The 15,226-nt window shown below is 50.2% G+C and carries 15 protein-coding genes, 2 tRNA genes and 1 rRNA gene; 14 read left to right on the top strand and 4 right to left on the bottom strand.

What is annotated here, in order from left to right; translation table 11 throughout:
* Nucleotides 1–114: 114 nt before the first annotated feature.
* The 10 genes from F459_RS0104535 to F459_RS0104490 all read left to right on the top strand — a co-directional run bounded on the left by F459_RS0104535 (nucleotide 115) and on the right by F459_RS0104490 (nucleotide 8,305).
* Nucleotides 115–909, top strand: coding sequence for a hypothetical protein (locus F459_RS0104535; protein ID WP_020611546.1), 795 nt, complete (start codon nucleotides 115–117; stop codon nucleotides 907–909).
* Between the two features lie 12 nt (nucleotides 910–921).
* Nucleotides 922–2,067 (top strand): PorV/PorQ family protein, encoded by a 1,146-nt coding sequence (locus F459_RS0104530; protein WP_020611545.1) that lies wholly within the window; start codon nucleotides 922–924, stop codon nucleotides 2,065–2,067.
* 21 nt (nucleotides 2,068–2,088) lie between these two features.
* The gene (locus tag F459_RS0104525) at nucleotides 2,089–2,745 is read left to right on the top strand and encodes a hypothetical protein (protein WP_020611544.1); all 657 of its coding nucleotides are present in this window, start codon (nucleotides 2,089–2,091) and stop codon (nucleotides 2,743–2,745) included.
* Between the two features lie 18 nt (nucleotides 2,746–2,763).
* A complete protein-coding gene (locus F459_RS0104520; protein WP_020611543.1) occupies nucleotides 2,764–3,915 on the top strand; it encodes a hypothetical protein in 1,152 nt (383 codons plus the stop codon).
* A 61-nt stretch (nucleotides 3,916–3,976) separates the two neighbouring features.
* Nucleotides 3,977–4,049: transfer RNA gene (locus F459_RS0104515), tRNA-Lys, on the top strand.
* Nucleotides 4,050–4,126: 77 nt separating this feature from the next.
* Nucleotides 4,127–4,198, top strand: a tRNA-Glu gene (locus tag F459_RS0104510).
* A 181-nt stretch (nucleotides 4,199–4,379) separates the two neighbouring features.
* Nucleotides 4,380–5,036: a flavodoxin family protein gene (locus tag F459_RS0104505; protein WP_020611542.1), complete on the top strand. Its 657-nt coding sequence runs from the start codon at nucleotides 4,380–4,382 to the stop codon at nucleotides 5,034–5,036.
* Between the two features lie 37 nt (nucleotides 5,037–5,073).
* Entirely contained in the window at nucleotides 5,074–6,060 is a 987-nt protein-coding gene (locus tag F459_RS0104500) for a TAXI family TRAP transporter solute-binding subunit (protein ID WP_020611541.1), read from the top strand.
* A 62-nt stretch (nucleotides 6,061–6,122) separates the two neighbouring features.
* Entirely contained in the window at nucleotides 6,123–8,039 is a 1,917-nt protein-coding gene (locus F459_RS0104495; RefSeq protein WP_020611540.1) for a TRAP transporter permease, read from the top strand.
* Entirely contained in the window at nucleotides 8,036–8,305 is a 270-nt protein-coding gene (locus F459_RS0104490; protein ID WP_020611539.1) for a TIGR04076 family protein, read from the top strand. The genes F459_RS0104495 and F459_RS0104490 overlap by 4 nt, the downstream gene beginning before the upstream one ends.
* A gap of 28 nt (nucleotides 8,306–8,333) precedes the next feature.
* On the opposite strand, the gene F459_RS0104485 is transcribed toward F459_RS0104490, so the two are convergent.
* Nucleotides 8,334–9,188, bottom strand: coding sequence for a chemotaxis protein CheW (locus tag F459_RS0104485; protein ID WP_020611538.1), 855 nt, complete (start codon nucleotides 9,186–9,188; stop codon nucleotides 8,334–8,336).
* Nucleotides 9,189–9,291: 103 nt separating this feature from the next.
* Entirely contained in the window at nucleotides 9,292–9,756 is a 465-nt protein-coding gene (locus tag F459_RS0104480; protein WP_020611537.1) for a hypothetical protein, read from the bottom strand.
* Between the two features lie 153 nt (nucleotides 9,757–9,909).
* Here F459_RS0104480 and F459_RS0104475 point away from each other — a divergent pair, with 153 nt between their 5' ends.
* A complete protein-coding gene (locus tag F459_RS0104475; RefSeq protein WP_013254118.1) occupies nucleotides 9,910–10,971 on the top strand; it encodes a uracil phosphoribosyltransferase in 1,062 nt (353 codons plus the stop codon).
* Nucleotides 10,964–11,971 (top strand): tetratricopeptide repeat protein, encoded by a 1,008-nt coding sequence (locus tag F459_RS0104470; RefSeq protein WP_245540080.1) that lies wholly within the window; start codon nucleotides 10,964–10,966, stop codon nucleotides 11,969–11,971. Before F459_RS0104475 ends, F459_RS0104470 begins: the two co-directional genes overlap by 8 nt.
* 6 nt (nucleotides 11,972–11,977) lie before the next feature.
* Here F459_RS0104470 and F459_RS0104465 read toward each other — a convergent pair whose 3' ends face one another.
* Both F459_RS0104465 and F459_RS23905 read right to left on the bottom strand, forming a co-directional pair.
* Complete coding sequence (locus F459_RS0104465; protein WP_020611535.1) at nucleotides 11,978–12,613, bottom strand: adenylate kinase; 636 nt, start codon at nucleotides 12,611–12,613, stop codon at nucleotides 11,978–11,980.
* 1 nt (nucleotide 12,614) lies between these two features.
* Nucleotides 12,615–12,839, bottom strand: a complete 225-nt coding sequence (locus tag F459_RS23905; RefSeq protein WP_154651624.1) for a hypothetical protein — start codon at nucleotides 12,837–12,839, stop codon at nucleotides 12,615–12,617.
* Between the two features lie 73 nt (nucleotides 12,840–12,912).
* Between F459_RS23905 and F459_RS0104460 the strand changes: the two genes are divergently transcribed.
* Together F459_RS0104460 and F459_RS0104455 are read left to right on the top strand one after the other, a co-directional pair.
* Entirely contained in the window at nucleotides 12,913–13,266 is a 354-nt protein-coding gene (locus F459_RS0104460; RefSeq protein WP_051086152.1) for a hypothetical protein, read from the top strand.
* A gap of 337 nt (nucleotides 13,267–13,603) precedes the next feature.
* Nucleotides 13,604–15,144, top strand: a 16S ribosomal RNA gene (locus F459_RS0104455).
* Nucleotides 15,145–15,226 lie beyond the last annotated feature (82 nt).

Raw genomic sequence — 15,226 nt, 5'->3', positions numbered from 1 at the left:
TGGTATTGTTTTTTGGAATTCCAGGTGTTACACTTCGTTACAAAAGCTCATGTAAACTATGTAAAGTATATAAATGAAATATGAATGGTAACTGCCAAATACAAGGAGGAACCTATGGAAAAAAGGCTCCCGTTTTTTATCGTTGCCTTGTCGCTCATCTTGCTCGGCAGCTGCAGTGGTAATCTTTTTATGGATGCAGGGCTTGAGAAAGGCCCGGATTTCGATGCCGATGTGACCATCACCGATTCCAACGTCATGTCCTATAGTGAGGATCTTTTCGACGGTGAGATCTCCGAGTCCCTGAGTTCGTCCGAAGCCCAGACGGCCTATGACAATTTACTTGACTATGCAACAGACGGCGGCACTGCGGATGCGGATACTCCCAAAAAACAGGCGGCTGCTGCTGCGGCCGGCAAGGTGATGATCGAAAGCAACGACGACGCCAAGGAGCTTGTCAACAGCCTTCCGGACATCATCAGTGAGCTGACCGCTGACGACTCTGATCCCGATCCCGAGGACCTGATCGCCACCTTTGTTCCCAGCGATCTGAAGAACGACAAAACGGCATTTACCGAGGCAATCAATGATTTGCTTGCCGCTGCGGATGCCTTCAATGCCCTTGGCAGTGGTTTGTCCGATACCGATGATCCCGGTGATATCGGCCTCAGCGACGGGGACGCAGGTGGAATCGCCCAGATGGCCATCGTCGCCATCGTGGTGAGTACTGCAGTCGATACTCTGGGAAGTGGTGACAGTGATGCCGGAATAGAGGATCTTTGGACCCTCGTGCAGGATCCGACGGATCCGAGTGTTCAGTTTTCCGATGATGACGACCCCTTCGACCAGTTGGATGATGCAGGTAGCCTTTTCAACATCCTCTCCTGGGCGGGATACGATACTACGTTCTAAGGAGGTACGTGAATGAAACGACTAGTATTAATATGTGCCGTTTTGGCGGCTTTTTCAGCCTCCCTGTTTGCTCATGATTTCGACAGTCCCGTCTTTTCTCCTGTTACCGCGGAGGTTTTGGGCCAGGGCGGCTCGTTTACGGCTGTGGCCCACGGTTATAACGCGCTTTTTACCAACCCTGCAGGCTTTGCTCGAAAGGGCGGCTCGTTTACCCTTCTCTCGGCATCGGTGACCCCTTATTTTGTTCCTTCTGACGGGGATCTCGACAATCTTGGTGAGCTTGTGGGGGATAAACCCGAAGACGGTATTTCTCTTCTCAGTGATCTCATTACTGGCAACGGCATCGGCGGCAACGTCTCAACGGGCATCGGTATCGTGGGGAAGGGCCTTGGACTGGGTCTTGTCGGCGGATTCGATTTCTACGGCCGCGGCGACTATGCCATGGCAACGGAGATCGATGCGTCCTACACCTGGGCGGCGATCGCAGGATACGCGGTCCCCATAGAGATCGGCTTTTCCACCCTCTATATCGGGGGTGATCTTCGCTACATGCTCAGGGCGGAGGCCCAGGATGTTGCGATCGTCGATTTCTTCGATGCTGCCAACGGCGATGAGGATGTTAGCTTTCCCGTCTATTACGGAAGTGGGCTTGCAGTGGATGCCGGCATTATAGCCGAGCTGGGCCCCTTTAATCTTGGCGTTTCGGTCAGGGATATCGGCGGTACAAAGATGGATTATTCCCTGGACGACTCAGGAGACTTTTCCGCGATTCTTACCTTCGATGATTCCGGGGCTTCGTCGGTTGACGGCGATACCTTTACCATTCCCATGACCATTGCCTACGGTCTGTCGTATCATCCCAATTTTGGCTCTCTTGCCTGGCTGCTTGATCCGACCTTTCATATGGAGTATCGCAATACCTATTACCAGGAATCAGACCCCAGCGGCTGGACCAAAGTCCATGCCGGTACCGAGGTCAAGGTGCTGAGATTCCTGAAACTGAGGGGCGGAATCAACCAGGGCTACTTTACCGCAGGGTTTGGTATGAAGTTGCTGTTTCTCGATGTCAATCTCGCCTATTTTACAAGAGAAATGGGTAATTATGCGGGGTCGCGGCCGAACGAAGGCTTCTCCGTGGAGGCTGCCATTCGTTTCTGATACGAAGTCATGGAGGCTTGTATGAATCGCCGTTTATGGACATTGCTTTATATTGTGGCTCTTGCCCTGTTGCTGGCCGGTTGCGAACAAATGTTCACGTACAGTCCCCTTTCCTGGGCTGCCCGGGATCCGTCCAAGCTGTCGGATGATCAGCAGGTTGCATATGCCCAGATGGCTCTTTCCAGCGGCGATGCAGAGACCCTTCAAAAGGCCTACGACGCCATAGCGGACAACAGTGATCCCGATGTCCAGCTTCTTGCAAGCCAGGTTGCTCTTGGAGCTTCGGGCCTTAACGAAGCGGTAGAAAACATCGTTGATGAACTTGATGCCGGTATCGATGAGGCAGATATCGATGCCGGTGATATCCTTGGCAGTCTCGACCAAACCTACCTCCAGGCTGCAGGAACGAGCCTTGCCGCTGCCGAAGCGGGAGGTGCGGATATCTCCGATACCGATTACCTGTTGGCCGCCGCATCGCTTGTTCTTTCTGAGGCTATTACCGGAGGAGGTACTCAGAGCGACTTGGAGGACGTTATTGATACTATTGATACATTGCCTTCCACCCCATCCTCCTACAGCGCCTCTCAAAGTGATGCGGAAAATGCCGCCTACTTTCTTAGTCAGGCATCCATGGATATCGACGATATCGACTCTCTGCTCGATATGCTTAATCCCTAAATGTAAGGAGACGACGTAATGCGGAAAATTTTTCTACGCATGATGATTTCTTACCTTTTGGTTTTTCCCGTTTCGTCGTTGCTTTATGCCTCCGATTATTACGAGGATCCGATGGTCGGTCTCTCTTCCCGTTTGACGGGGATGGGAGGCCTCCATGCCGCCTATGCCGACGGTTTTACCACCATCTATACAAATCCCGCCGGATTTTTTGAAAGTGGTGAAGAGGTTTCATGGGGTGAGATTACCCTTGGACTGAAAGGGCCCATTTTTTCCATCGCCGATGCTATTATCGGCGGGGATACCGATCTTACCTCGATCGGTGATCTTTTGACAGGTATCTACGCAGGCCTCGGGCTCAGCGGGCCTCTTTCTTTCGGCTATGTCGGAAACGGCCTTGGGCTCGGTATTATCGGGACCTCGGATGTGCTTTTGTCCAGTTATACTCCGTTGGCTGCGACCGCCAGGGTTCGGCAGGACCTGCTTCTTGTAGGAGGCTACTCCTTTCCCATTAATATAATGCCGGAGGGGCACAGGCTCGACGGAGGTGTCCTGCTCAAGGGGGGCTTTCGTGGCGAGCTGGAGGCGGAGGTCACCGCTGTCGATATTCAGGATTTTGATCCCTCACAGTTTACCGACGACGAGCCATTTGCTTTTATCAACCTAATCGGCATGGATCTTGGGCTGCTCTATAGTTGGCAAGATCGTTTGTTCGTCGGCCTTACGGGAAAGGATGTGTATACACCGACAAGTAAAAAAAACTACGCAAGCCTCCAGGCCTTCCTTGATGGTGATGCGGAGCTCTCGCAGGAGTATGGGGTGGTCCCCTTTACTTTGAACATAGGTACACGCTATCTTCTCGATCTATCGGAAAAAAATCTCTTTATAAGCACAGTAAATTTCTATCTTGATTATGCTGATCTGCTGGATTTTTGGTTGTATCCGACGTTGGCTGTCAACCCTGTTCTTCACGTAAGCTTGGGGGCGGAATTGACCATGCTTCGGATCCTTGCGGTTCGCCTTGGGTTTTCCGAAGGGCTGCCTGCTGCCGGAATAGGCGTCAACCTTAAGTGGTTTACCTTAAATGCCTCGATGTTTGGAACCGAGCGATCGACCGAGCCTGGAATGAGCCCTGTGTATAATCTGCAGCTGGGCTTTGAGTTTCGTTATTAAAAACCGAAAGCAGGTTGACATTTTTTTTGACCACTGGTATAGTGCCACCGCACAAGCAATTGGGCCGCTAGCTCAGTAGGTAGAGCAACGCCCTTTTAAGGCGTGGGTCACAGGTTCGAACCCTGTGCGGCTCAGAAAAGAAGGTTCTTGTGATATGCTTGAGCCATCTTGACAGAAGGTTTTTCGGTGGATATTATCCACTCTACATCGTGTCTCCTTCGTCTAGTGGTTAGGACACCGGGTTTTCATCCCGGCAACGGGGGTTCAACTCCCCCAGGAGATGCCTTAAAGGCCGTCCGGTTTTTACCGGACGGCCTTTTTTTGAGCCCTTATAGTGTTCCGAATCCTGGTGATTATACGCTATGTATCACCAATTTTCAGAACACTACCTTTTGTTAAGGTCAGGTTGACAGCTCATCAGACCTATTGTATTATAATCAAAACTGATCATAAGGGTTTTTGTTATGCAGAAGAAGATTTTAGGGATAGTCGGGAGTCCCAGAAAGGCTGCAACGTATGAGAGCCTGCAGGTTGCCCTGGAAGGGGCGCGGACATTTTCCCCCGATGATTTGAATGTTGAACTTGTCTCTTTTAAAGGAAAAAAGATAGCCCCCTGCAATCACTGCAACGCTTGCAAGCGAAACGGAGGTCGTTGTGTCATAGAGGATGACATGACGCCGTTATATGAATCTTTGCTTGAAGCAGATTCTTTTATCTTTGCTTCTCCTGTATATGCGATGAATATGACTCCGCAGCTGTCGGCATTTTTTAGCCGTATGCGGGCGTTGCATGATCGGGACGGAGGTAAGCTCCGAAACAAGCTTGCTACCGCCATTGCCGTGGGAGGAAGACGCAACGGCGGGCAGGAGCTTACGATCAGTAATATTGTTCATGCCTGCTTGACACGTGGAATTGTTTATGTCGGCGGAGAGCCGGGCTTTTATTCCGGGGCGATGGTTTGGAGTGGTGATAAGGGAAAGGATGTCCTTTCTTTTGATGAAGAGGCGGAAAATTCGCTGCTATCTCTGGGCCGGCGTCTTGCCTACTGGACTCTGCTTATTGCCGCCGGAAAATCATTGGTCGGTGCAGGGGAGGTGCAAATGAGCAAATACATGTTTTAGCGGACCAAGAAAACAACAACTAAAAGGAGTTAAGGATATGAAATCCAGAAAAAACAAGATTTTGGTGGGTATTGTACTGTGTGCACTACTTGTAAGCTTTCCTCTTTTTGCCTCTGGACAGAAAGATGGTGAACGAAGGAATATCATCATAGGGGCCGGAGGCGCAGGCGGTTCGTGGTATCTGTTGGCTGCCCAGATCAGCGAAATCCTGAAAACGGAAATGCCCGATGTCTCCGTTTCGGTTATTGAAGGAGGCGCAATCAGTAATGTTCGGCTCACGAATGAAGGTCGTGACCTGGATGTCGGTATGGCCAGTCTCCCGAATGTTATAGATGCCCTTGATGCAAAAGGGGTATTTGCCGAAGACGGAATAGATAATATTTCGGCTATCATGAACTTTGCCGTCGACTATGTTCAGTTTACCGTTCTTGCAGATAGTGGTATTACCGAATTCGGTCAGCTTGGTGACAAGCGGATTCTTCCGGGGCCAAAGGGATGGGGGATTGAAGCCTTGACCGGAGCGGTTTGCAATCTCTACGGTTTTTCCTACGATTCAATCAAGGCGAATGGTGGATCGGTAAGCTTCGTCAGTTGGGGGGAGGCTCCAAGCCTGCTCAAAGACGGTCATGCGGATATGGCCGCTTTCAAAGGGGCCGTGCCGAATTCCAACGTCATGGAGATTGATGCCACCAATAAGGCACGGATCATAGGCCTGAGTAAGGAACAGCTGGACCAGTTTCTTGCAGAAAATCTCGGTTATTTCAAAGGCACGATCAAGGCTGGAACCTACAGAGGGCAGGATAGCGACGCTTTGACCATCGGCCATACTTCCGTCTTTTTTGCCAACAATGATCTTCCTGAGGAGCTTGTATATCAGCTGACAAAGGCGATCCTTGAAAATAAGGACAAGCTTAATCAGATTGAAGGTGTCGAGATCGGAGATGATGCTCTCTTGGGGATTGATCAGAGTATCCTTCATCCCGGAGCCAGACGATATTACAAAGAAATCGGACTCATCCAGTAAAAACCTGTGATTCCGGTTCGTTGTTGAGGCGGACCGGAATTGCTGTTTAGAAGGACACAACTATGACTGAAGAGCTAAGTTCTGGCGATACGATAGTCGAGAAACTCCGCTCGGGTGGAATCCGAAAGATAAGGGTGGGAGAGGTTCTGCTTTGTCTTTTTGCCTTGGCCCTGAGCGGCTTTAGCCTTTATACCGGCTTTACGGGTCTACTCGAAAGCTGGCTTCACCGAATGATACATCTTGTTTGTATCTTAATGATTGCGTTCTTGACCGACCTGAATATGCCTCAGGCGGGAAAGATAAAAAAAGTGATTTCTGTTCTTTTCCTTATCCTCGTGGCCGCGATTGCGTTGTATTCATTTCTCGATTATGAACACATTATTCTGAGAATGGGCAGACCGAACCACGGCGATATCGTTATCGGCATTTTGCTGGTTTTGGTGACGTTGATGGCAAGCAAAAGAAAGCTGGGATGGGCAGTGACGATCATCGCCGCCTGTTTTCTTTTTTATGCCTTTTTCGGTTTTCTTTTCCCTTCGTCGCTTTATCACCGGGGAATGAGTATAAGCCGCTTTGTCGATTTTATTTACAACCAAACGAAAGGCATATTGGGTATTCCGATAAAGGTTGCTGCAGAATATGTCATCATGTTTATTCTTTTTGCTGCCTTCCTCAATAAAAGTGGTGCGGGAAATTTCTTTATTGATCTTGCATTCGGTTTGACAGGGAAGATGTGGGGAGGGCCTGCAAAGGCTGCCGTGGTTGCCAGTGCCATGATGGCTACAATCAACGGAAGCGGTGTGGGAAATGCCGTCGCTACCGGTAGTATCACCATTCCCCTTATGAAACGTGTGGGGTACAAGCCTCATTTCGCGGCTGCGATAGAGGCGGCTGCAAGCAATGGCGGTATGATCACTCCACCGATTATGGCAAGTGTTGCATTTCTTATCGCGGAGTTTACCAATACACCCTATTCAAAGATCATGCTGGTGGGAATCTTCCCTGCCTTCCTTTATTTTTCTGCTGTGTTGGCAATGGTCCATTTTGAGGCTAAACGGCTCGGTCTTGGGCCTATGCGTGATGAAGATATTCCGTCCAAAAGAGAGGTCCTGAAAAAAGGCTGGTATTATCTCCTGCCGATTATCATTTTGGCTGCCATGCTGATTATGGGCTATAGCCCGATGCTTGCCGCCAGTGTCGGAATCGTTGCCATGGTTCTTTTGAGCTTTATTCGGAAAGAGACCCGCATGGGCATCTGGGATATTCTGGCGGCAATGGAAGAGGGGGCGAAAAACACCGTCATGGTCTCCGTTGCCTGCGCCGTTGCCGGAATAGTAGTCGGTGTCATTACCGGGACGGGACTCGGGATCAAATTCAGCTCGATGATTCTTGCTGTTTCGCGAAACAGTCTCTTTGTCGTATTGTTGCTGACCATGGTGAGTTCCATCGTTCTCGGCATGGGAATGACTGCAGCTGCCGTTTATGTCATTGTATCGGCCCTGACGGTACCTGCACTGCTTGATATGGGGGTTGCGGTACTACCAGCACACTTTTTCGTCTATTACTACGGTATCGCGTCCGCGCTGACGCCTCCTGTTGCCCTTGCTGCCTATGGAGCTGCAGGGATTGCCGGTGCGGATCATAATAAAACGGCTTTGACCGCCTGTCGACTGGCCATTGTGGCCTTCCTTGTTCCCTTTGCCTTTGTATACAACCCCGCCCTTATGGCAATAGGCACTCCGCTTTCGATCGTTCTTTCTGTGGGCTCCGCCTTTTTCGGCGTGCTGTTTCTCTCTGCCGGTTTCAGTCGTTTCCTTTTTATGAAACTTGATCGGATTGCCCAGCTGCTTTTATTAGTGGGTGGTCTCGGCTTATTAAGCCACCTCATTCTGGTAAATGTCATCAGTCTTGCAGTGTGTTTATTCATTGCTGTGTATCTTTTTCGTACATCAAAGAGAAAGGGGGTTGTGGCCGCATGAGGCATTCGGTACAAGTGACGGTTGAATCGATCTTTGGCCACTGTTCGGCGGGCCTGAAAAAAGGCGACTCGTTCATCATAAGGGACCATGGCTGCATGAAATTGGAGAACAGCGATGGTTTTTGTCCGGAACTCTTTTTTGTCGCTTTCCCAACCTGTATGTCATTTGCCGCCGGCGGAAGTTTGCGCTGGGAACAGGACGGCGTTGCGCTTGTCGCATGCCCCGATCCGGAAGCGCGAGTCGTGGCACGGATCGAACGGGTGTAGTATTTTCGGCATGCGTGGCCGGATTTTCCTATTGGAAGGTCCGGTCACTATTTTCCGTTTCGTTGAGAATCCATTCGGGATCAAGGATGAGCACCAGTTCTTCTCCGCCGAGCCTTTTGCCTATCACCGCATTTCTGCTCAGGGAAGAGGCCTTGTCTTGGGCAAAGACAAATTCTGCCGAAGCCGCTTTTTCCAGGGGTTCCACTGAGACTACCGTATCTACGCAAATCGCACTTGGATGAGTCTCTGAATCGATGATGATTGCGATTTCTCTCAAGGTTGAAAAAAGCGTTGCCTTTAGACTCTCGAAAAGCTCAATCATCTTTGCAAGTTCGCCTTCCCTTCGCTGTCTGATCAACGTAATTGCTTCTTCTTTTTTGCCTTTTTGTTTTAGCGATAAAACCTGATGTGCCGTTTCGTGAATAAGCTGATGGGGTGCTTCGAACTTCTTTAATTCGATTGTTACGTTCACGTTGTCGGATTTGTAGTGGTCGTACCAACGGCCGAAGCCGCATTGGTGCGGATTCTCTTCACCTGTAAACTCTGACCCATTGGCAAGAGACTCTTCAAGTGCTTTGAGCCACTGCTTATGTTCTGCCTCTCGCTTATCAAGCTCTTCTGCCAGATCACTGATTTCTTCTCGGCTTCCCTTCATGCCAATCCGTTTCCTGAAATCTATGACCCGATATGTTTTTTCCCGCAAGCTCATGATACCTCGTACCCACGGCGCCTGTTCCGGGACCGGAACGGTCTCAGGAAGCTTAACCATCTCTCGAGTTTGGAGGGCTTCGACTGCAAAGAGTCTTTTCCCCACGGAAAAGAGCAGGTAAGGTGTCTCTGCCTCTTCTTCAAGATCGTCGAAAAGATCGAATTCATCGCTCATAGCACTATTGTAGAGAATGGCGGCGGAAAAGGCAAAGGAAATAAAAAGACCGCCCGCAGGCTAAACGCGGACGGCCGGAACGGATGCAATAATAGTTTTAGTATCAGTTGAACCAGAAACGAAAACCAAGCGCCGACTGGAAGCCGAGATCGATTTCTGGAACAAAGCTAAAAGCAGGAGCTACCTCGAGGAACAGCTCGAGAAAATCAACGGGAAAGATGTAAAGAGCCACGGGGATTCTGAGTCCGAGCTGGACCGCATCATCGGAAACATCGGTATAGCTGAAGAAGAAACCGGGACCTGCATAAATATTTACAAAATTAACGAGGGGCTGCCGAACCATCTGCCAATCACCATAAAGACCAAAGGAAAAAGGATCGTCAAGATTATATGAAAGCCCGAGCACCATAGGAAGCTGGTCAAGTTTTGCGCTGAGCATGATATTGCCGCCGGTGTTTTCATCTCCGATTCCGTTTAGTCCGAAGGCCGCACCGATTCCGAGGGAGAAAACACTTGCACTTGTCGTAAACAAGAGAAGTAGGCCGACCACAAAAATTCGCTTTTTCATGCACTAAAACTCCTTTATATTCTTTTCCTTCATTAGTATATCTCCCAATTTCGAAAAGTCAATCTGTCGGCAAAAAAAGCGGAAAAAAGCGAGAATTGACGGTGTCCCGGAGATGGGGTAGAGTGGTGCTGCATACATAGCAGGAGAAGAAGAATGAGTAAGATTGTCCTAAAAGCGACAGATTTGGATGGATATCTCACGGACAGTGATAAACAGCAATTATCGGAGATGGATCGTCTCTATCATGAGGCTCAGCAAATTTTCGAGGTTCTGAACAAGGCCGCTAATGAGCGCCGTCTCAGTGATGCAAAGCAACGCCTTATCGATGTCTACGACCGAATGGGAAAAAAGATGCAGGATATTGTCCAGGGGGAGGATCATGTCCATGTCTATTGTTTCGACACTCCCGATGAGGTGCATGGTGAGGCCTCTCGTCTGATTGCCAAGCTCCGAACGGTAGATACCCCTCATGATGAGTTTGTTTACTATATTCAGCGTGCCTATGAGATGCTCTTTAATCTCTCGTTTGTTGAGTCTCATAGTCCGAAAAAAAATTATCTCATTGCCGAAACTCCTGTCGTTCTTCCTGTACAGAACTTTGCCGTTCACAAAATTCCCGATGTCGATGAAGCCATTGAAAACACGGTCATGTGCGTTATGCTTCGCGGCGCCTTGCTTCCTTCGATGATCGTCAGCAAGGAGATCCAGGAATATAGTTCGACCAATTATGTTACCCCTTTTGCCCTTTTTAAGATTAAACGTGACGATGCAAAGAAAGAGTACAACATGGAGTATATTCTCGATCTGGAGCGTTCCTATTTTTCCCTGGAGGAGCTTCAGGGAAAGGATCTCGTGTTTGCCGATCCCATGAATGCCACCGGCGGCAGTTTTGTTACCATCGTGAAATATATTCTCAGCCAAGGGGTGCAGCCCCGATCTATCAAGTGTATCAATGTAATATCGGCTCTTAAGGGAGCACTTCGCATTGTTCGGGCCCTTGATAATGTCGAGGTTTATACGCTCTGGATGGATCCCGTTCTCAATGAGGATGCCTATATTCTTCCCGGTCTGGGGGATGCCGGAGACCGGATCAACGGCATTGATGAGGATGACCGACCCCGGAATATTATCCAGCTTATTGCCGATTACGGAGCGAATATCGCCAGTCTTTATCGTTCCCAGGTGCAGGAAATTGAGGAAACAGTGCTTGGCTGACGGTCGTATGAGACGGCGGCTGTTTATTTCTTGTGCCCTGTTTCTCTTGCTTTTTTCCGGCTGTATGAGCGATGCCGTTCTATCTCGTCGACTGGCGGAAAGCGAGTCCGGACGCGGGATGCTGCTTGAAGAGGATGGCCGCTATGCAGAGGCCTTTGACGCCTTTCGAGCGGCTCTTGAGCTTGAACCTGGTTCCCTGCGCTATCAGTATGAATCATCACGCCTCGCTTTTTTAGCTGGCGATATTCGATATGGCAGTCGTCAGGCAGAAGACCTTCATCGACGTTACCCTGAGAATGTGCTTGTCTCTGAACTGTTTGCCTATGGCTGCATGTTGGAAGGTCGGGATGATGAATCGGAGCGCCTCTATCGGGAGCTTCTTGAAAAACATGAGCGCTATGGCCCTGCTGCACTCAACCTTTCTCTGCTCCTTGAACGCCGGGGAGCTTATCGTGAAGCCTTCGATATCCTCAGGCCGTCGGCCGACGAATGGAAGGATGAAACGGTTGCCGGATTTGGCAAGCGTAAGCTTTACCTCAGGCTTGCCGATCTTGCTTCCGGGGCCTTTATGCCGGGGGATGAGCTTATCTGGCTTACAAAAGCCCTGAAGACAAAGGGTGAGCCGGAGGGCGGGGCAGGGGCCGCTTCTTCGGGCACGAGACCTTCCGAAGAGGCCGAAAAACAAGACGATGAATTGGCTCTCAAACTACGGCTCGCTACTCTTCTTGCCGATCAGGGAAGGCCTGAAGAGGCCGTCACGTATTATCAGGAACTATCCGATGCCGGCACACTTACGGCTGAAGCTACATTTGATTTTGCCCGTATACTTCTCGTCGATCTGGAACGTTATCAGGAAGGGCTTGAAGAGCTTCGCCTCGCCCTTGATGCCGGATTCACGGATGATGCTGCAATAGAGAAGCTCCTTTCCGAGCCGGACCTCCTCGATCCGGATGCAATCCGGCAGGTTCTGGATGCCTCGAAAAAAGGAGCCTCTCCCTGATCCCTGCTATGAGAGCTTCGAAAGGGCCGTTCGTACCAATTCGAACACCTCTTCGGGGGAGGGGGCTGCATCGATATCGACGAGACTTCCCTCTTTTTGGTAGTAATCGATAAGCGGTGCCGTCTGCTTCGCATAGACCCGTAGTCGGTTTTTGATTGCTTCCGGTTTATCGTCCGGGCGCTGGATCAAGGGCTCTCCGCTTTCGTCGCAGATTCCTTCTTTTGCCGGAGGATTATACTTTACGTGATACACCCTGCCGGATTTTTTTGCTATTCGCCTGCCGGAAAGGCGTTCGACAATCTTCTCTTCACTCAGCACAAAGTTGATCACCATGTCCACGGATGCAAAGGCCTTGAGTGCATCCGCCTGTCCCGTTGTTCTGGGAAATCCGTCGAGGATAAATCCACCCTTTACATCCGAACGAGATAAGCGTTCCTTTACCATCTCCACCGTCACCTCATCAGGCACCAACTCTCCGCTGTCGAGAATAGCCTTGACCTTTTTTCCTAGAGGAGTCTGATTGGCAATGGCCTCTCGAAAAAGGTCGCCGGTTGATATGTGGGGAATCTGATACGCCTCTTTCACTTTTACCGCTATGGTTCCCTTACCGGCTCCCGGAGGGCCGAGAAAAATGAGTCTCATACTATGTTCCTCCCTCTTCGTTCTGTTCCTGACGATATCCGCACACCGGACATACCGTCTCACCCTTGTCGCCTGCGGCGTGATAATAAGCTCCGCAGTTCCCGCAACGCTTGTAGCGAAGTGAGCATTCGATGCTGCAAAATCTATCGGCAATACGTGAACCCTCTTCGATCCATGCTCCGCAATTGATGCAGCGACGATAAAAGGGTGTGTGCGATTCATCCATTAAAACCCAGTATACACAAGAGTGGCATGGTTTGTCTCTTGATTTTGCCATGATATCTTCTTACCTTTTATATATGAAGGATTGGAAGAAAAGGGTTGAAAAAGGGCTGAAAAGCGGAGTGGATTCTTCCAGGCGGCTCTTTGATCGGGCCAAAGAACGGGCCAGGGATATCGGTGATTATAGTGTCCTTTCATTGGAAATTCGGCAGCTTCAGGCTCGACATGACGATCTTGTCAGCAGTCTTGGTTCTTCTGTATTTCATCTTCTTGTAGAGGAGGGGCGCGGTTCTGTATCTTCGCGCACCACAGAGCTACGGGATATACTTGCAGAGCTTGAAGATGTATCGACTCGGCTGGCCGAGAAGCGGGAAGCTTTACAGCATCTTGATGCCGCAGAAGGCGAAGAGCATGCACCAATGGATGAGTAAGCGTTTTTTTATCGTAAGTTTTGCAAATTTGGTTGACACAAGATGTTCTGTTGATATAATACGCTTCACTGATTGAGCAACGGTTTGACCGTGGTTCGGTTGGTAAGAGCCGGTTGAAAATAAACCGCAAAAAGCGTCTGAATCTGCTTGACAAGGTTGAGGGGATTTGGTACAACTGGCGTCACGCTCATGAAGGTGAGGAGCTTTTGTGAGTGAGAAAGGATCTTTGTCAGAGGAAATAGGGAAGGGAAGAAAAGTATCCGACGCGAGCGAAAACGGGTTGGGATAAGGACTTTTTATAAGTAAGAACTCAACATCTTCGGATGTTGAACATACTATAATGGAGAGTTTGATCCTGGCTCAGAACGAACGCTGGCGGCGCGTTTTAAGCATGCAAGTCGAGGGGTAGAAAGTCTTCGGACTTTTGAGACCGGCGAACGGGTGAGTAACACGTAGATAATCTGTCTTGGGATGGGGGATAGCCCATGGAAACATGGGGTAATACCGCATAAGCTCTTTTATTCATAAGAGTGATAGAGGAAAGGCGCTTAGGCGTCGACCTAAGAGGAGTCTGCGGTCCATTATGTTAGTTGGTGGGGTAAAGGCCTACCAAGGCGACGATGGATAGCCGGCCTGAGAGGGTGAACGGCCACACTGGGACTGAGACACGGCCCAGACTCCTACGGGAGGCAGCAGCTAAGAATCTTCCGCAATGGGCGAAAGCCTGACGGAGCGACGCCGCGTGAACGAAGAAGGCCGAAAGGTTGTAAAGTTCTTTTCTTGGAGAGGAATAAGCCTATCAGGAAATGGATGGGTGATGACGTTAACCGAGGAAAAAGCCCCGGCTAATTACGTGCCAGCAGCCGCGGTAACACGTAAGGGGCGAGCGTTGTTCGGAATTATTGGGCGTAAAGGGCGCGTAGGCGGTATGGCAAGTCAGGTGTGAAAGGCTCCAGCTCAACTGGAGAAACGCGCTTGAAACTGCTGTACTAGAGTTTAGGAGGGGAAGCTGGAATTCCTAGTGTAGGGGTGAAATCTGTAGATATTAGGAAGAACACCGGTGGCGAAGGCGAGCTTCTGGCCATAGACTGACGCTGAGGCGCGAAAGCGTGGGGAGCGAACAGGATTAGATACCCTGGTAGTCCACGCCGTAAACGATGTGCACTGGGTGTCGGCCCGTTGGGGTCGGTGCCGAAGCAAACGCGATAAGTGCACCGCCTGGGGAGTATGCTCGCAAGGGTGAAACTCAAAGGAATTGACGGGGGCCCGCACAAGCGGTGGAGCATGTGGTTTAATTCGATGATACGCGAGAAACCTTACCAGGGCTTGACATATGGTGGACGGTGGTAGAGATACCGCTTCCCTTCGGGGCCGCTATACAGGTGCTGCATGGCTGTCGTCAGCTCGTGCTGTGAAGTGTTGGGTTAAGTCCCGCAACGAGCGCAACCCCTGCTATCTGTTGCCATCATTAAGTTGGGGACTCAGATGGAACTGCCGGTGACAAACCGGAGGAAGGTGGGGACGACGTCAAGTCATCATGGCCCTTATGTCCTGGGCTACACACGTGCTACAATGAACGGTACAGAGCGTCGCGAGACCGCGAGGTCAAGCAAATCGCAAAAAGCCGTTCTCAGTACAGATTGGAGTCTGAAACCCGACTCCATGAAGGTGGAATCGCTAGTAATCGCGCATCAGCATGGCGCGGTGAATACGTTCCCGGGCCTTGTACACACCGCCCGTCACACCACCCGAGTTGGGGGTACCCGAAGTCGCTAGTCTAACCGGTAACGGAGGACGGTGCCGAAGGTATGCCTAGTAAGGGGGGTGAAGTCGTAACAAGGTAGCCGTACCGGAAGGTGCGGCTGGATCACCTCCTTTCTGATAAGAAAGATAAGATCATTCTGATCCTTTGAGCTAACGCGTCGGTACTTCTTCCTTTCCCTCTTTTCTCTGATTGGGC

This window comes from Sediminispirochaeta bajacaliforniensis DSM 16054, assembly GCF_000378205.1.
In the GTDB taxonomy this organism is placed as follows: domain Bacteria; phylum Spirochaetota; class Spirochaetia; order DSM-16054; family Sediminispirochaetaceae; genus Sediminispirochaeta; species Sediminispirochaeta bajacaliforniensis.
This window is presented reverse-complemented; position numbering and strand designations above follow the sequence as displayed.